The organism is Stenotrophomonas sp. P5_B8, assembly GCF_054049855.1.
Genome location: NZ_JBFULO010000038.1, coordinates 1 through 17,510 on the forward strand (window position 1 = coordinate 1; position 17,510 = coordinate 17,510).

The window sequence follows — 17,510 nt, forward strand, 5'->3', positions numbered from 1 at the left end:
ACGTTGGACGGTGTACGACTGCGGGACGCTTCAGCGCTGTAAGACATCCATCCCTGAAATGGACTTCTGAGCGGGAGTTGACCGATGCCGGATACACCGGTTTTCCGTGGACACCACATCGTCGAGCAGGCCGCGTTCAAGGAGAGCCGGCTGCTTCAGGAGCTGGCCAAACGCGGCCTCTTCGACCTGCACGGTGAAGGCAATATCCTCAATTTGCCAGTCGACCGCGCATTGGCTGCAAAGATGGGTATTTCGCCTCATGGGGGCGGTCCGCTGGCCGGCTACTCGGACGAACTGGCCACCTTGCTCAGGGACCTGGAAAACACCCCCGACGGCAAGGCCACGCTGGGTGAACTGGGAACACCCCAACAACAGGCCGCGGCCGCCGAGCGCATGGGTGCTCGCGTAGCGAACCTCGACCATACCCTGCGGGCCGGCCTGGTGAACGGTGACCTGGTCACCAACGCGCCAGAGGGCATGTCGACGGATGTGGCCAACGCCAAGGTCCGAAGGTTCTTCGGTGATGTTGATGGATACCAGCGCGCGCACACCGAACAGATCAACGAATTCAAGGCCATGCGGCCGGACGAACTGCGCTGGCGCGCTGTCACCCAGTCCGAAGCCAACGTCACTCTGGCGCTGGAGGCGATTGAAAAGCCCAATGCTTCCGCGCTCAGCCCACGCTGGGGCGGTCGTGCATCGCTTGGCAACGCGATTGAAGAAGCCAACCAGGCAGGCCGTCTGCCGCTCGCAGAGCACACCGCGGCGAACGTTCGCAACGCCTTCAATCTTGAAAAACCGCTGACCGTCACGCGACCTGCGCTCAACCCCGGCCCTGGTGCCAGCGCGTCGGACGTGGCCGGTCATGTGGGAAGACCCAGCACCAGCGCATCGGATCTGGCCGGCAATGCAGGCAGGGCCGGTGCAACCGAAGGCGCAGCCAGCGAGGCGGCAGCCGTGGCCGCGCGCGGACGCCTCGGTGGTGCCGGCATGCTCACCGCTGCCGGGGTGGCTGCGTTGGCGGTGGACTTTGCGGTGACCGGCCACCGCGTGGCCGAGTTGCGCTCGCAGGGCAACCAGGCGGGCGCGGACTCGGCTACCACCCACTTCGTGGGACGTACCACCGGCGGCATTGCCGGTGGCGTCGGCGCGGGCTTTGTGTACGGGTTGATTGCCGGCTCGGAGACCGGCCCAGGTGCCCTGGTAACCGGCCTGGTGGGCGGCGTGGTCGGTGGGTTCGCAGGGGAGCACTGGGCGCAGCAGGAAGACAAGAAGACCGTCTACACCCAGGTGGACCGCAGTGGCAACGAATGGAGCCGTGACCCGGAAAAGCCCGATAGCCCTTGGGCCCGCACGGTGATTGCGCCCACGCCCGAAGGTGGCTTCCGCGAATCGCGGATGGTCGCCGGCGGGCGGCTGGTGGACGAGCTGAACTACAAATCGGCCAACGATGCCTATTCGCTGGGCCTGGCCAACCTGCCCGCGCCAAGAGATCCATTCCGCATCGATGCCAGTGGGGGACGTACCCCGCCGCCGGAGCCGTTTGAAACCAGCCGGCACTACGTGCGCAACCCGCAGAATGGCGAATGGCATCTCTCCATCCATGAGGTGATTGATGGGCGCATTCCGGTCGACCGCACGGTGGCGGTAAGCCCGGAACAGTCGGTGCAGCTGGAGGTGGACTCACTGCGCATCACTGCCCAGAACGCCGCCAACACGCCCGAAGCACTCACCGCCCGCTACCAGGTAGCGTATGAGCAATACGGCTGGCGCGACTTCGCCAACATTGAACCCATACCGGAGGTGATCACCAACGCCCAGACCCAGCCGCTGCCGTTGATGGCCTCGGACGGCCACCCCTACACGCTGGGCGGCGATGGCCAGTGGACAACCCCCGGCACGCTCTACGGCACCAACACCGCTGAAGGAAACCTGCAGGAAGAGCTGAACCGCACTCGCCAGAGCCAGGAGGCGGGCGTGCAAGACCTCTTCACCATGGCCCAGATTGCCCGCGACAATCCCACCCCCACCGAGTTGGGCCTGCGCGGCCAGGTGATGTCGGGCTACCGGGCCGCCGGCATTGCCCGCACGCCCGAAGAGATTGACGCCGCCGTGGACGCGGTGACCCAGGACCACGCACGCGACATGCTCGAGCGCATGCCGTACTACCTGCAGGTGGAGAAGGATGGTTCGTTGGTTGCCCTGGCCGGCAAGGATGACGAGCCGATGGAGATCAAATCCGTAACCACCCAGGAAGAGATTGCACAGGCACAGGCCCGCCGCGCAGCTGCTCAGCAGGCGCAGCCACCGGCCAACGTGATGCCCACTGTCCCCGGTACGCCTGCGCCCGCACCGAGCGCACCTGTGCCGCACGGCACTGCGCCTGCCACGCAGGACAAGGTTGACGTTGATCGCCGCCACGGCATGGCCCCGCGCCCGGAAGACGCCGGCTTGGTGGAGCAGTTGCGCTCCTCTGTGGTCAGGCTGGATGAAAGGCACAACAAGCCGTGGGACAGCAGCAGTGATCGCCTGCTGGCGAGCGCTTACCGGATTGCGGCCGAAGCCGGGTTCGAGCCCGGCGACAGGGTCGACATGGCGTTGAGTGAAGCGACCGAAACACGCACCGCCGGCAGCACCCTGTTCGTGATGCGTTCCGGGCCAGGTGCGTCGCCGGACCCGGCGGCAAACCGGGCGCATATGCCGACGCAGGAGGCGTTGGCGGCCGCGCCCGAGCAGCAGTATGCGGCGGCCAACCAGAGCCGGGCGTCGCAGCAACAGGATCGTGTGCAGGAAGTGGCGCAAGCGCAGACCCAGGACCAGCAGCAGGAGGAGCAGACGCGGCAAGGGCCGAGAATGGCGTGACGCCGATGTTCGACCAAACCCACCACGGTGTAAGACCCATTTCCATGCGCAATCCGCGCTGCCAGCCATGCCCCAGTCCAGGCGTCCTCAGCGGCCGGCGGACGCTTCCGGCACCTTGCCCGGGAATGCCACCAGCGCGGCCACCTGGCAGTACTCCACCGCGGCCATGAACGTGGTCGGCACGTGGTCCTCGGTCTGCTGCACGGTGCGCATGCTGTCGATCGGTTCCACGATCGCCGGGAAGTCCTTGCTCTGTTCGTCCACGACGCGGTTGAGCCGGTCGATCAGCGGGCTCTTGTAGTCGAAGCCGGGGGCGACGATGCACAGCTGCGTGCCCGGGCGTGCGGCAATCTCACGCATGGCGGTTTCGAACGCGTCGGCGTTCGCGTCGTCGTCGGCCTGGAGTTCCAGATTGGCCGACTCGCCGGTCACCCGGTAATACACGCTGCCGGGCCGAAACAGGAACGTGTAGAGGTGCGCGCCCTCGACCTTGCCGGTCTGCGGCGAGCGCTGCCGCTGGCGTTCGCTGCGCAGCGGGGTGGAACCGCCGTCTGCCAGCAGTTGCCGCGCGGTGATGCCGCAGCCCTGGCCGTCGGTGCCGAAGGAGACTTCGTAGTCGGTGCCCGGCTCGGCGGTGAAGGACAGCGACGGGCCCGGCGCGAAGCGCAGCGCATCGCGCGATTGCCCGGCGCTCGCCGCGACGGGAACGCAGCGGCGGTTGTAGCCCTGGAAGTTGGCCGTGACCGAGATCCGTTGGCCCGGTACCAGCGCCACCTCGCGGTAGAACGGCTTGGCACCGAAGCCGGTGTTCTCGTTCAAGGTGCGCGTGGCGAACGAGGCGGGCATGCCGATGGCCACGTTCTCGTTCTTGCGGGCCATGGAGAACAGCGCGCCCACCGGGGTGATGCTGTGGGCCGACTTGCCTTCCACCCTGACCAGCTCGCCCTTGTCCGAGGTGCCGATGGCGGCGGTATACAGCGACAGGTTCACCAGATTGCTGCCGAACAGGCGGATGCGCGGCGGTTGCTGGAGGTTGGGCGTGGTCACCGCAGGGGTGGGGGCATCCTCGGCCAGGGCCGGGAGTGCGGGCGCCAACCAAAGCGCGAGCAGCGCGAGGCGAGGGGTCATGGGGATCTCCGTGTCGGTCCAGGCGCCTCATGCGCCGTCTGGCAGGGAGTAGCGGCCGTGGGAAAGGGATCTTGAGCGCGGATGGATCTTGCGCCCCTATCCCTAACGCTGTTAGATTCGCCCCCTAACACCGTTAGGCAGGTCCGACAGTGCGTCAACCGATCGCGCGCGAAAACATCGTCGAGGCGGCCTTCCGGATCCTCGACGAGGCCGGCCTGGAGGGCATTACCCTGCGCAAGGTGGCCTGTTCGCTGGGCATCCGCGCGCCTTCGCTGTACTGGCACTTCAAGAGCAAGCAGGCGCTGATCGATGCCATGGCCGACGCCATGATCGGCGACGTCGCCCGTGAGATGCCGGCCGGTCAGCCGTGGCGGGACAGCCTGCTGCAGATCGCGCGCGAGTTCCGGCGGGCGTTCAAGGCGCGGCGCGATGGTGCGCGTGTCTACGCCGGCACTTTCCTGGCCACCGAGAACGTGCTGCGGGTGGGCGAGGCCAGCATCGCCGCCCTGGTCGGCGCCGGTGCGCCGGCGCGCTTTGCCGCGACCACCTCGATGGACCTGGTGTATTACACGATGGGCTTTGTCATCGAAGAACAGTCGTGGCCTGGCGACGGCAGCATGGAGGCGCTGGGCGAGGCGTTCATGGCGCTGGCCGAGCAACGTTTTCCGCATTGCTGGCTTGCCCGTGATGTGTGGAGCGAGGTCGATTTCGACACGCGCTTCGAACAGGGGCTGGGCCTGATGCTGGATGGCATCGCACTGCGCCTGTCCCACGACGCCTGATTCCGTCCTCTCAATTTCCCCGCTGTTCCGACCCGGAAAGCCTCTCGATGCGTGCAACCCACTTCCGACGTTTCTCCCTGATCCTGGTTGCCGCGCTGCTTACCGCGTGCGGCGGCAAGGACGACAAGGCCACCGCCGATGCAACGGCCGCCAGTTCGGCACTGCCGGTATCGCTGGCACCGGCGCAGCAGCAGACCATGGCGCGCACGGTGCTGGTCTCCGGGCCGGTCACCGCCTACGAAGAAATGCAGCTGGGCGTGGAGATCAGCGGCCAGCGCGTGACCGCATTGCCGGTGGACGTGGGCCAGTGGGTCAAGCAGGGGCAGGTGCTGCTGCAGGTGGACCACCGCACCCTGGACAGCGAGCTGGCGCAGGCCGATGCCTCGCTGCGGCAGGCGCAGGCTTCGCAGGAACTGGCGCGCATGAATTACGAGCGCAGCGCCAAGCTCGCCGCGCAGCAGTTGATCAGCGCCAGCAGCCTGGATGAGTTGCGCGCCTCACGCATCAATGCCGAAGCGCAGACCTCCACCGCACGTGCCGCGCGCGACGCGGCCAAACTGCGCCGCGATTTCGCCGACCTGCGCGCACCGGCCGACGGCCTGATTTCCAAGCGCCTGGTGCAGCCGGGTCAGGTGGTATCCGCCGGCACGGAACTGCTGCGCCTGATCCGCGATGGTCGCCTGGAGTGGCGCGCGGAGCTGCCGGAAAACCAGCTGGCCGATGTGGCCGTTGGCAACACCGTCGAGCTGCAGTACGCAGGCCAGGTGGTCAGCGGTCGCATCCGGGCGGTGACGCCGGGTGTTGATGGGCAGACCCGTACCGGCACCATCTACGCCGACCTGCCCGCGCCCGGCCCGCTCAAGCAGGGCATCTTCGTGGACGGTCGCATCGTCACCGGCGACGGCCCGGTGCTGACCATTCCGACGGCGGCGATCGTGCAGCGCGACGGCCACAACTACGTGTTCACCGTGAACGACAAACAGCAGGCGACGCGCCACCGCGTCGGCACCGGCCAGGCCGTGCAGGGCCGCACCGCGATCCTGGACGGGCTCAAGGCCGGCGACCAGGTCGTGGTGGACGGCGCCGGCTTCCTCGGTGAGGGCGACCGCGTGCGCGTGGTGACCGCGACCAAGGCAGCCGCGCGATGAACATCTCTGCCTGGGCGATCAAACGCCCGCTCCCTGCGCTGCTGATCTTCTTCGTGCTGTGCGTGGCCGGCCTGTGGGGTTTCCATCAGCTGCCGGTGGCGCGCTTCCCCGACATCGCCTTCCCGATGACCACCGTGACCGTCACCCAGCCGGGGGCATCGCCGAGCCAGCTGGAGGCCGAGGTCACCCGCAAGGTCGAGGACTCGGTGGCGACGGTCAACAACGTCAAGCGCGTGATGTCCTCGGTCACCGAAGGCGTCAGCACCACCACCATCGAGTTCCAGCTCGAGGCCGACCTGGCCACCGCGCTGGACGACACGCGCGATRCAGTCACCCGCATCCGCACCGATCTGCCGCAGGACATCCAGGAGCCGGTGATCTCCAAGGTCGATATCGGCGGTTCGCTGATGACCTACGCGCTGGTCGCTCCGCACATGACCACCGATGAGGCCAGCTGGTTCGTCGACCGCGACATTTCGCGCGCCATGTATGGCGTACCCGGGGTTGCGCGGGTCACCCGCGTCGGCGGCGTGCAGCGCCAGGTGCGGGTGGACCTGGACCCCAACGCGCTGATCGCCATGGGCATCACCGCCGGCGACGTGTCCCAGCAGCTGGCCCGCATCCAGGTCGAGCGTGCCGGTGGCAAGACCGAGGTCGAGGGCGCGCAGCAGACCATCCGCACGCTGGGCACCGTCGGTGACGCGCAGGCGCTGCGCGACTACTCCATCGCGCTGCCGGACGGGCGTGCGGTACGGCTGTCCACGCTGGCCACCGTGACCGACGCCGCCGCCGATCCGACCGAGGCCGCGCTGCTGGACGGCAAGGGCGTGGTGGCGTTCTCGATGTCGCGCACGCGCGGCTCCAGCGAGGTCAAGGTGGAAGCCGGTGTGCATGACGCACTGGACAAGATCAAGGCCGAGCACCCCGGTATCGACTTCCGCCTGGTCACCACCGCCATCGATGAGACCCACCGCTCCTACGATTCGTCGATGACCATGCTCTGGGAGGGCGCGCTGCTGGCACTGCTGGTGGTGTGGTTGTTCCTGCGCGACTGGCGCGCGACCTGGGTGTCCGCGCTGGCGCTGCCGCTGTCGATCATCCCGACCTTCGCGGTGATGTACTTCTTCGGCTTCACCCTCAACATCATCACGCTGCTGGCGCTGTCGGTGGTGGTCGGCATCCTGGTGGACGATGCGATCGTGGAGATCGAGAACATCGTGCGCCACCTGCGCATGGGCAAGCCACCGCTGGAGGCCGCGCGCGAAGCGGCCGGCGAGATCGGCAACGCGGTGATCGCCACCTCGCTGACGCTGGCGGCGGTGTTCGTGCCGGTGGCGTTCATGCCCGGCATCGCCGGCAAGTTCTTCCGCGAGTTCGGCTGGACCGCGGCCACCGCAGTGTTGTTCTCGCTGCTGGTCGCCCGCCTGCTCACGCCGATGATGGCCGCCTACCTGCTCAAGCCGCATGGCGAGGAAAAGCCGGAATCCCGGCTGATGACCTGGTACCTGGGCTGGGTGGACGCCGCGCTGCACCATCGTGGCCGCACGCTGTGGGTGGCCACCGGTCTGTTCGTGGCCTCGCTGGCGCTGGTGCCGTTCATCCCGGCCACCTTCATCCCGCAGTCCGACCTGGGACGCAGCAACCTCAACCTCGAGCTGCCGCCGGGCACGCGCCTGCAGGAGACCGTGGCCGTGGCCGAGCACGCACGCGCACTGCTCAAGGACATTCCCGAACTCAAGCAGGTCTACACCGCCGTCGGCAGCGTGCTCGACCTGGGCGACCCCGGCGCGACCGGTGTCGGTGAACCGCGCAAGGCCACGCTGGTGCTCGACTGGGGCACCACCGATACGCGGGAGCGCGACCAGCGCGTGCTCGAACGCGAGGCACGCAAGCGCCTGGCCGACCTGCCCGGCGTGCGCGTGAGCTACGTCAGTTCCGAGCCGGGCAACCTGCTGCAGCTGGTGCTCTCCGGTGACGACCCGCAACGCCTGCAGGACGCCTCCACCGCGCTGGAGCGCGATCTGCGCGGCATCCAGGGCCTGGGTAGCGTCACCTCGACGGCGTCGCTGCTGCGCCCGGAAATCCAGATCGTGCCCAATGCCGCGCGCGCTGCCGACTTGGGCGTGGCCACGGCCGACATCGCCGAAGCGGCGCGCATCGCCACCGCCGGCGATTACGAGCAGCGCCTGGCCAAGCTCAACCTGCCCGATCGCCAGGTGCCGATCCGGGTCGGCTTCGCCGAAGCCACGCTGGCCAACCCGGGCCTGATCAGCCAGCTGCGCGTGCCCGGCCGCTACGGCCCGGTGCCGCTGGCGGCCGTGGCCGACATCCGGCAGGGCAGTGGTCCCTCGCAGATCTCGCGCTACCAGCGCCAGCGCAACGTCACCCTTACCGCCGAACTCAACGGTCGCCCGTTGGGCGATGTGATGACCGAAGTACAGGCACTGCCGAGCGTCAAGCAGCTGCCGCCGGGCGTGACCTTCCTCAACACCGGCGATGCCGAAGTCTTCGTCGAACTGTTCATCGGTTTCATGCTGGCGATGGCGGCCGGGTTGATCTGCATCTACATGGTGCTGTTGCTGCTGTTCAACCACGCGCTGATGCCGATCACCATCCTCGCCGCGGTGCCGCTGTGTGCCGGTGGTGCATTCGGCGCGTTGCTGATCACCCAGAACATGCTCTCGCTGCCGGCGCTCATCGGCCTGTTGATGCTGATCGGCATCGCCACCAAGAACTCCATCCTGCTGGTGGATTACGCGGTGATGGCCGAGGACGAACACGGCATGAGCCAGCACGATGCGCTGATCGATGCCTGCCGCAAACGCGCGCAGCCGATCATCATGACCACCCTGGCGATGGGCGCGGGCATGATGCCGATCGCGTTGGGGTTTGCCGGCGACTCCAGCTTCCGTGCACCGATGGCCATTGCGGTGATCGGTGGCCTGATCACCTCCACGCTGCTCAGCCTGATCGTGATTCCGGCGGCCTTCACCGTGGTGGATGACCTGGGCAACTGGCTGTCGCGCAAGTTCCATCGTCGCCCGGCGCATCCGGTGGCGTGAGGCGAGCGACAGGCACGGCCTGTGGCGCGCCGCTCGCTTACCCGCGCAGTGCCTCGACCACCAGTGCGAATGCAGGGGAGTGCTGGCGACGGCTCGGGTAGTAGAGATGGTAGCCGGGGAACGGCGGACACCAGTCGGCAAGCACGCGCTGCAGCCGACCGTCCTGCAGGTGCGGCGCGAATTCCTCCTCCGGCAGGAACGCGATGCCCAGCCCGTCCAGCGCGGCCAGCACCATGTGCGGGGAGGAGTTGAAGGTCAGCTGGCCGTCCACGCGCACCTTGATCTCGCGGCCACGCCGCTCGAACTCCCACGCGTACAGCCCGCCCAACGTGGGTAGGCGCATGTTGATGCAGCGATGTCGGGTGAGGTCCGAAGGCGCCTTGGGCACACCGTGCTGTTCGAAGTACGCCGGGGTGGCCACCGCCGCCATGCGGATGGCCGGACCGATCGGCACGGCGATCATGTCCTTGTCGATGTTCTCGCCCAGCCGGATGCCGGCATCGAAGCGGTCGGCCACGATATCGCGCAGTGCATAACTGACATCGAACTCGATGCGCACGTCCGGGTAGGTGTGCATCAGCGGCATCAGCCGTGGCAGCAGCAGGGTGCGCAGCGGATGGTCGCCGCTGGTCAGGCGCACGCGTCCGGCTGGCTTGTCGCGCAGTTCGGTCAACGCATCCAGCTCCGATTCGATCTCATCGAAGCGATGACCAATCGCGGCCAGCAGCCGCTCGCCGGCCACGGTGACCGACACGCTGCGCGTGGTCCGGGTCAGCAGCCGGATCTGCAGGCGCTCTTCGAGCAGCTTGATTGCCTGGCTGAGCGCGGACTGGCTCACCCCCAGTACCCCGGCGGCACGGGTGAAGCTGCCTTCGCGCGCGACAGTGATGAAGGCGAGCAGGTCGTTGAGGGTGCGTCTGGCCATGCCGCAGTGTGCCACGGCGATTGATAAGCCTGGGTAATAGACCCATCCGTGATTGGACGTCTTATCGGGAGGAAGCCTGCCCCCGACAATGCCCCACCGAGATCGCCGATCCGCGGAGTTCCCCGATGAAGAAGATTCTGCTGCTGGCCGCGTTGCTGGCCAGCCCGCCGCTTGCCACTGGAGCCGACATGTCCCACGGAGCCGACAACTTCTATACCAGCGCGGCCGTGGCCGTGCAGAAGGTCACGTTCAACAACCAGTACGGGATGCGCGTAACCGGCAGCCTGTTCCTGCCGCGCGGGATGGACCGCACCACGCCGCATGCTGCGCTCGTGGTCGGTCACCCGATGGGCGCGGTAAAGGAGCAGTCCTCGACGCTGTATGCCACCAAGCTGGCCGAGCAGGGCTTTGTCACCCTGGCCATCGACCTGTCGTTCTGGGGCGAAAGCGGCGGTGAGCCGCGCAATGCGGTTTCACCGGACATCTACGCCGAAGACTTCAGCGCGGCAGTGGATTACCTGCGCAGCCAGTCCTTCGTCGACAGGGACCGGATCGGCGCGCTCGGCATCTGTGGCAGTGGCAGCTTCGTGATCAGTGCCGCCAAGATCGACCCGCGCATCCGCGCCGTGGCGACGGTGAGCATGTATGACATGGGCGCGGCCAACCGCGATGGCTTGGGCCACGCGGTCACGCTGCAGCAGCGGCGCGCGGTGATCGCCGCGGCAGCCGAGCAGCGCGACGTGGAGTTCGCCGGCGGCCCGACCCGCTACACCAGTGGCTCGGTCCACCACATTGATGCAACGTCCTCGCCCATCGAGCGTGAGTTCTTCGACTTTTATCGCACCCCTCGCGGTGAGTTCACGCCGGCGGGAACGACCCCGCAGCTCACCACCCACCCGACGTTGACCAGCAACGTGAAGTTCATGAACTTCTACCCGTTCAACGACATCGAGACCATCTCGCCGCGGCCGATGCTGTTCATCGCCGGCAGCCAGGCGCATTCGCGCGAGTTCAGTGAAGCGGCCTACGAACTTGCCGGCCAGCCCAAGGAGTTGCTCATCGTTCCCGATGCGGGCCACGTCGATCTGTACGATCGGGTCGAACGGATTCCGTTCGCTCGTTTGACGGCGTTCTTCCGGACCAACCTGCAGTGAGTGGCCCTGCATCCAGTCACACGGCAGCGGTCGCCCCCGTCGTCGCGGCGGCGACCGCGCGGCAGTGGGGGGCGGTGTTCGCGTTGTCGCTGGCCGCCTTCGCACTGGTGGCCTCGGAGTTCATGCCGGTCAGCCTGCTCACCTCCATCGCAAGCGATCTGCATGTCAGTGACGGCCAGGCAGGTCGGGCCATCGGCGTGTCCGGTGCGTTCGCCCTGGTCACCAGCCTGCTGGTGTCGCCGTTGGCCGGTCGACTGGACCGCAAATGGCTGCTGCTGGGCCTGACGTTGGCGATGATGCTGTCGGCCACGCTGGCTGCCCTGGCGCCCACCTACCCGATATTCATGCTGGGCCGCGCGCTGGTCGGCGTGGCCATCGGTGGGTTCTGGGCGATGTCGGCGGCCACCGCGATGCGCCTGGTGCCGGCCCACCAGGTGCCGCGTGCACTGGCCATCGTCAATGGCGGCAATGCGCTGGCAACGGTGATCGCCGCGCCGTTGGGCAGCTGGATCGGGGCGATGGTTGGCTGGCGCGGGGCGTTCCTGGCGCTGGTGCCGGTGGCGCTGATCGCGCTGGTGTGGAAGTTCCTCGCACTGCCTTCCATGCGTGCCGATGGGCATCGCGCGTCGTGGAATGTGTTCGTGCTGCTCAAGCGCCCGCCGGTGGCCTGGGGCATGCTCGCGGCCAGTCTGTTCTTCATGGGCCAGTTCTCGCTGTTCACCTACCTGCGGCCCTACCTGGAAACCCAGACCGGCGTGCCGGTGGGAACGCTGTCGTTGCTGCTGCTGCTGATGGGGGCAGCCGGCCTGGTCGGTACCTTCATGATCGAGCCGTTCGCGCGGCGTCGCCTGCAGGTGACGCTGATCGCGCTGCCACTGTTGATGGCCGTGCTCGCCGGGGTCCTGGCCGGCCCCGGCCGCGGCCTCGCCCCGACCGCCGCGTTGCTTGCCCTGTGGGGACTGCTTGGCACCGCCGCGCCGGTGGCCTGGTGGACCTGGCTGGCGCGCACGCTCCCCGAGGACGGCGAGGCGGCCGGCGGGCTGATGGTGGCGGTCGTGCAACTGGCGATTGCCGTCGGTGCCACCGTCGGCGGGCTTCTGTTCGACCAGGCCGGCCACCGTCCGACCTTCCTGGCCAGCGCAGCCCTGCTACTGGCGTCGATGGCTGCCGCGTGCCTGGCGGCGGTCGCTGCACGAGGCAGCGTCGCGCAGCACTGACCCGATCAGGCAGCCGATCGGGTCTGGTCGCCCGCCGCCGTCCATGCCCGCAGCCCCATCACCGCCAACCCGACGAACACCAGGTAAAGCCCGGCGGTCACGTCCAGCGATTTGACCAGGTACATGCCGACGTAGACGACGTCCACGAAAATCCACAGCCACCACGTGGCGATGTGCCGGCGCGCCTGCCACCACTGCGCCACCAGGCTGAGCGCGGCGAGCATCGCATCCAGCCAGGGCAGCGCGGCACCGGTCCAGGTGTGCATCACCGCACCGAGCGCGATGCCGAACACCACGCCGATGCCCAGATCGCGCAGCAGCTGCGCGCGTGCCAGCGGCGCAATCACGATCGCGCCGTCCTCCTGTGCGTGCCGGCGCCAGCTGAGCCAGCCGTACAGCAGGAACCCACCGAACACGACCTGCAGCAGCGTATCCGAGTAGAGTTTCGCCTCGGCGAAGACCACGCCATACAGTGCCACCGCCACCAGCCCGACCGGCCATGCCAGCATCCGCCGGCGTGCCATCAGCCACACGCCGAGCAGGCTGGCAACGACCGCCGACCACTCCAGGATCGCCGCGGCGTTCATAGCCCGAACGTCACCGACAGGCGCGCCTGGCGCGGCGCACCGGCGAACAGGTAGTAATCACCGGCACTGCTGCCCGTATCGCGCCAGTAGAAGCGGTCGAACACGTTGTCCACCGACAGGTTCCAGGTCACCGGGTGCGCGCGCAGGTCATGTTTGAAGCGCAGGCCGAGGTCGACCACGTGGTAGCCCGGTGCGCGCACATCGCCATCGACCGTAGCCACGTTGGACGACGCATAACGCCAGCCGCCGGTGACCGACAGCCCATTGGCGAAAGGCAACGCGTAATCGGCATGCACGCTGGCGCGCACCTTGGGCACGTTGACCAACGGATGGCCTTCGTAGAACGCGGTGCCGGTATCGCGCGCGCGCGCCTGCAGCGCGCTGACGCTGGCAGTGAGCACGAGCCCTTCGGCGACGCGACCGTTGGCCGTCAACTCCAGCCCGGTGTGGGTCTGCTGGCCCTCGGCGACGAAGGTGTAGCCGGCATCGCTGCCGTCGGGCCTGGCGTACTGGAACGGCTGCGAGGTACGGAACACCGCTGCGCCCAGGGTCAGCGCATCGGTGGCGGCGTACTTGACGCCCACCTCGGTCTGGCGCGACAGCACCGGCGCCAGGTACGCACCGTCGTTGGAGGTCCAGAACGGCGCCTCCTGGCCGAGCGCAATGCCGCGCACGTAGCTGGCGTAGACGTTCACCGCATCGGTGGCCTTCCACACCAGTGCGGTCTGCGGCAGGAAACGCGACAGCGTGCTGTGGCGCTCGGGATTGCCGCGCTTGTCGAAGGCGCGCTCGTCCAGGCGCACGAAGCGACCGCCGGCCAGCCACTGCCAGTCATTGCCCACCTGCATCCGGTCGAGCACGAACACGGCGGTCTGCGCGCTGTCCAGGCGGCGGACCGACGGGCCGGGCTGCAGCGGCGACGGTGCGAACACCGGCACGCGCGTGTCATTGATGTTGGCGGTGCCGACGTACTCGTTGACGTTGCGGCGCTTGTCCACCGTGCGTTCGAAACGATCCACGCCGAGGGTGAGGTCGTGGCCCACGCGCCCGGTGTCGAAGCTGCCGCGCAGCTCGGCGCGCCCCTCGAGGTTGCGACGGGTGTCGTCAGGGCTGCGGTAATCGTAGATGTCGTAGTCGCCATTGGGGGCGAAGTAGTTGCCCGGCACACTGCCGTCGGCACATTGCGCGGCGTAATAGCAGCCGTAGGCGAAGGCCACGTTGTCATCGATCACCGAACGGCTGTAGCTGGCCGACACGCGTGTCTGCCACTGCGCGTTGATCTGGAAGGTATGCAGGGCAGTAAGGTTCGTGCTGTCGATGCCGACCGGCTGCTGCCACGGCTGGTAGCCGAGCATGCGGGTGCGGTCCACGCTGCGGGGCAGCGTGGTTGCGCCGAGTAGCTGGTAACCGGAGGCCGAGCGCTGCGCGCTGGTCTGGTAGCTGGCATCCACCTCGAGCCTGCTGCGGTCGCTGATCAGCCAGTCGGTGGCCAGCGCATAGAAGTTGCGGCGGCCGTCGGCATGGTCGATGTACGACGTGCTGTCATCCCACGCCGCGTTCAGGCGCACGCCGAAGCGCGGCGTCAGCCAATGGCCGACATCCACCGCCGCGTAGCGCGAGCCTTCCGAATCGGTGCCCAAGGTGACGTTGCGTACTTCGGTGGGCCGCTTGCCGACGTAGTTGATGATGCCGCCGGGCGMCATCACGCCCGCGGCCAGGCCGGCTTCGCCCTTGAGGATTTCAACCTGCTGCACATTCTCCAGCGCCAGGCGCTGCTCGCCGGCGATGGACAGACCGTTGAAGCGGTAGCCGGTGGCCGTGTCCAGCGGAAAGCCGCGGATGGCAATGTTCTGGTAATACCCGACCGGCGCGTAGCTGTCGCCCAGCGCGGCATCGTTGCTGGCCAGCTCGGACAGCGTGCGCACCTGGCGGCTGTCCAGCAGCGTGCGATCGAGCACGTTCATCGACGCCGGCGTGTTCTTCCAGTCGCCGCTGCCGAAGCTGTTGGACTGGATGGCGGGCGTCACCGATTGCCGCGCCTGCACGCGCACGGCGGCAAGTTCGGTCGGGGTACGGTCGGCGGCATCGGGTGCGGCGTCGCTGGCGTGCAGCGGCAGGGCGGCGCACAGGGCAACGGTCAGCAGGGCAGGGCGGTAGCAGCGGTTCATTCGATTCGTCATCAGCCAGAAGAGACGAAGCGACGGCGCGCGCGCAGCGACCCGTCCGGTCGTTGCGCCCACTGCACAAAGCTCCCTACGCCGGTATCAACCGGATCAGGTTCCAAGGGACTCTCTCAGCCTGGCTTCGCCAGGCACCCCCGCTTCGGCGACTATTTCACCACAACCGGTACGGTTTTGCCCGCCCTCGCTCAGGCGGCGGCGTGCAGGGCCGCGAGCAGGGCCTGCCCGTCGGTGCCCTTGAACCAGTCGGCGTGGCCCAGCAGGAAGGTGTGGTAGGCCACGTCGGCGTTGGCTGAAGAGCCGGTGACGCCTTCGAAGTACTCCACTTCGGACAGGGCAAAGTCCAGGTGCACGATCGGCAGCAGATCGGCGAGCAGGTGCACGCGCTCGGCCGACAGCGGCAGCACGTCCCGATAGCCCTCAAGCAGGGCCAGCGCGATCGGCACGCGTGCGGCGGGGGCCGGTGCGTCCACGTCCAGCCAGGCAACCGCATTGCGTTCGATGGCCGTGGCCAGGTCGAACAGGGCGCTGGTGGGCGAGGCCAGCCCGAAGTCGAGCACGCTGGCCACCTCCATGCCGTCGCCCGACGCGCGCCACAGCAGGTTKGAGACGTGCCAGTCGTTGTGCGTCCACAGCCGCGGCTCATCCTGCAGGCGTGCGGCCAAGCCGGCATGCCAGGGCAGCACCGCGCGCTGCAGGTCGTCCTGCCAGGTCTGTCGCGCCAGATACGCGGCCAGGCCGGGGCGAACGTGGAGATCGCGCGCGATCATCGCCACCGGGTCGGCGCTGCGGATCAGGTCGTCACGCGCGACCAGCAGGTGCGTGTCGCGCTGCGGGCCTTGGTAACCGGCCGAGGCCTGATGCAGCTGTGCGAGCACGCGGCCGGCTTCGCGCGCCTGCGCGGCGTCGGTCAGTGGTGTCCAGGAGGGGGCGTCGCGATACAGGTCGTGGCCGGGTGCAAGGGCGTGCAGCTCGTAGGTCCAGCCATCGTGTTCGACCGCGGTGCTGCCATCGACCGCGCGCAGTACCTGCACGACCGGTATGCCGGCGGCGGCAAGGTGGGCGATGAAGCGATGCTCTTCGCCCAGCACCTGCGCACTGCGTACGCTGGCGTGGTGACGCTTGACGAAGACCGGTCCGGCCGCACYGCTCTCGACGATGGCCGCCGCCGACAACGGGCGTGGGCTATGCCACAGCAGGCGGCCGTGGCTGCCAAGCTGCGGATACCGGTCCTGCAACCAGGCGATTTCCTTGTCGGTGATCGCCGGCCAGTCGGCAACGACCGTATCGTTGTCGAGGCCCTGGACGAGGTGGGTGTCGGTGTTCATCGGGACGCGGTCGGACGTGCGCTGCGGCGCGGGGGGGAGCGCTAGGGTACCGCGTGCGTCGGGTGTCCATGCCGTTGCGCAGCGCGTGCCTGGAACGCAGAACGGGCGGGTCATCGACCCGCCCGCTGCGCTGTCGTCCATCAAGCGGCCGCTTCAGCCGGCCGTCGCGCCCGCTTTACCAGCCGCGCCCATGGCGACGATCCCAGTCGCGGCGATCGCGCTGTTCGCGCTCCCAACGGGCGCGGTCATTGCGGCGGTCGTAACCGCGGTCGTAGCCGTAGCGGCGGTCATGACGGCGATCATCATAGCGGCGGTTGTCGTAGCCGCGATCGTAGCGGCGGTCACGGTTGTCGCGGGTGGTGAGGTTGCCGATGGCACCACCGGCAACCGCGCCGCCGACCGTGGCGGTCGGGTCGCCGTTGGAGATAAGGTGACCGGCCACGCCGCCCACCACCGCGCCCACGACCGTGCGCTTGTCCTTCCTGGACATTGCGCTGGCATCGCTGATGGTGGCCAGGCCGGCGGTCAGCGCCAGGGCCATGGCCAGGCCACGAAAGCTGAGTGCGGAAATGTTGAGCATGTTCGGTTCTCCTGTCGGGTGCTGGCTACCAAGCTGGGGTTCCAACATTGTCGGAACATTGCCGCCTGGGTGAGGCCAGAGTGCGTATTCATATAACGGCAGGGCGTCTGAAGCGGTGCTGAAAAATGCATGACCTGCGCATGAACGATGGCGGCCGTTGGGGTTTGGCCGCCGCTGACCGCACAGCCAACGGAGCGCAGACAACAAAGGCGCTTCTCTCCACTGGAGGGGCGTGTCTTGTTCCGCGTGCTTTAGGCGGTGGCGCACCGCTACGTGCGTACGGATGCAAGCGTCGTGCGTCGTGCGGGGTTGTCGCGAGCGTGGGGGCCCCGTAGCGGCCGGTAGGCCCCTGGCGCAAATGTCCCCCGGCCGCTGGGCGGCCTCCTCCTTKATTTTGCCCAGGRGCCTACCGGCCGCTAMGGGGCTCGGCTTGCGGTRMGCAGGYAGAAGCMAGGCTTTTTTGGCGCTGGTCGGTGGATCGGGCGCTGGGGCCCCATACCCTTTCCGGCGAATGTCCCCCGGCCGCAAGCGGCCTCCTCCTTTATTTCGCCTCCAAG

At 67.9% G+C, this 17,510-nt stretch carries 12 protein-coding genes and 1 riboswitch; of the genes, 6 read left to right on the forward strand and 6 right to left on the reverse strand.

Annotation, left to right across the window (positions count from 1 at the left end; genetic code table 11):
• Positions 1 to 84: 84 nt before the first annotated feature.
• Positions 85 to 2,862 carry an XVIPCD domain-containing protein gene (locus ACXJKH_RS03915; protein WP_457318376.1) on the forward strand — a complete coding sequence of 926 codons (2,778 nt, stop codon included), beginning with the start codon at positions 85 to 87 and terminating at the stop codon, positions 2,860 to 2,862.
• Between the two features lie 87 nt (positions 2,863 to 2,949).
• On the opposite strand, the gene ACXJKH_RS03920 is transcribed toward ACXJKH_RS03915, so the two are convergent.
• Complete coding sequence (locus tag ACXJKH_RS03920) at positions 2,950 to 3,990, reverse strand: hypothetical protein (RefSeq protein ID WP_457318377.1); 1,041 nt, start codon at positions 3,988 to 3,990, stop codon at positions 2,950 to 2,952.
• Positions 3,991 to 4,139: 149 nt separating this feature from the next.
• On the opposite strand from ACXJKH_RS03920, the gene ACXJKH_RS03925 reads away from it, so the two are divergent.
• Genes ACXJKH_RS03925 through ACXJKH_RS03935 form a run of 3 tightly spaced genes read left to right on the forward strand, consistent with a single transcriptional unit; the run spans position 4,140 to position 8,982 of the window.
• The gene (locus tag ACXJKH_RS03925) at positions 4,140 to 4,772 is read left to right on the forward strand and encodes a TetR/AcrR family transcriptional regulator C-terminal domain-containing protein (protein WP_457318378.1); all 633 of its coding nucleotides are present in this window, start codon (positions 4,140 to 4,142) and stop codon (positions 4,770 to 4,772) included.
• Between the two features lie 47 nt (positions 4,773 to 4,819).
• Positions 4,820 to 5,920, forward strand: a complete 1,101-nt coding sequence (locus tag ACXJKH_RS03930) for an efflux RND transporter periplasmic adaptor subunit (protein WP_457318379.1) — start codon at positions 4,820 to 4,822, stop codon at positions 5,918 to 5,920.
• On the forward strand, positions 5,917 to 8,982 hold the full coding sequence (locus tag ACXJKH_RS03935; protein ID WP_457318380.1) for an efflux RND transporter permease subunit: 3,066 nt from the start codon (positions 5,917 to 5,919) through the stop codon (positions 8,980 to 8,982). Before ACXJKH_RS03930 ends, ACXJKH_RS03935 begins: the two co-directional genes overlap by 4 nt.
• A 37-nt stretch (positions 8,983 to 9,019) precedes the next feature.
• On the opposite strand, the gene ACXJKH_RS03940 is transcribed toward ACXJKH_RS03935, so the two are convergent.
• Entirely contained in the window at positions 9,020 to 9,907 is an 888-nt protein-coding gene (locus ACXJKH_RS03940) for a LysR family transcriptional regulator (RefSeq protein ID WP_256775292.1), read from the reverse strand.
• A 125-nt stretch (positions 9,908 to 10,032) separates the two neighbouring features.
• On the opposite strand from ACXJKH_RS03940, the gene ACXJKH_RS03945 reads away from it, so the two are divergent.
• A complete protein-coding gene (locus tag ACXJKH_RS03945) occupies positions 10,033 to 11,061 on the forward strand; it encodes an alpha/beta hydrolase (RefSeq protein ID WP_457318381.1) in 1,029 nt (342 codons plus the stop codon).
• Positions 11,058 to 12,278 (forward strand): MFS transporter, encoded by a 1,221-nt coding sequence (locus tag ACXJKH_RS03950; RefSeq protein WP_457318382.1) that lies wholly within the window; start codon positions 11,058 to 11,060, stop codon positions 12,276 to 12,278. Before ACXJKH_RS03945 ends, ACXJKH_RS03950 begins: the two co-directional genes overlap by 4 nt.
• A gap of 5 nt (positions 12,279 to 12,283) precedes the next feature.
• Here ACXJKH_RS03950 and pnuC read toward each other — a convergent pair whose 3' ends face one another.
• The 4 genes from pnuC to ACXJKH_RS03970 all read right to left on the reverse strand — a co-directional run bounded on the left by pnuC (position 12,284) and on the right by ACXJKH_RS03970 (position 16,953).
• Positions 12,284 to 12,865 (reverse strand): nicotinamide riboside transporter PnuC, encoded by a 582-nt coding sequence (gene pnuC, locus ACXJKH_RS03955; protein WP_256775289.1) that lies wholly within the window; start codon positions 12,863 to 12,865, stop codon positions 12,284 to 12,286.
• Complete coding sequence (locus ACXJKH_RS03960) at positions 12,862 to 15,033, reverse strand: TonB-dependent siderophore receptor (protein WP_457318383.1); 2,172 nt, start codon at positions 15,031 to 15,033, stop codon at positions 12,862 to 12,864. The genes pnuC and ACXJKH_RS03960 overlap by 4 nt, the downstream gene beginning before the upstream one ends.
• A gap of 65 nt (positions 15,034 to 15,098) precedes the next feature.
• A riboswitch (TPP riboswitch) is annotated at positions 15,099 to 15,194 on the reverse strand.
• A 39-nt stretch (positions 15,195 to 15,233) separates the two neighbouring features.
• A complete protein-coding gene (locus ACXJKH_RS03965; RefSeq protein ID WP_457318384.1) occupies positions 15,234 to 16,373 on the reverse strand; it encodes a phosphotransferase enzyme family protein in 1,140 nt (379 codons plus the stop codon).
• Positions 16,374 to 16,548: 175 nt separating this feature from the next.
• Positions 16,549 to 16,953 (reverse strand): glycine zipper 2TM domain-containing protein, encoded by a 405-nt coding sequence (locus ACXJKH_RS03970; RefSeq protein ID WP_256775286.1) that lies wholly within the window; start codon positions 16,951 to 16,953, stop codon positions 16,549 to 16,551.
• Positions 16,954 to 17,510 lie beyond the last annotated feature (557 nt).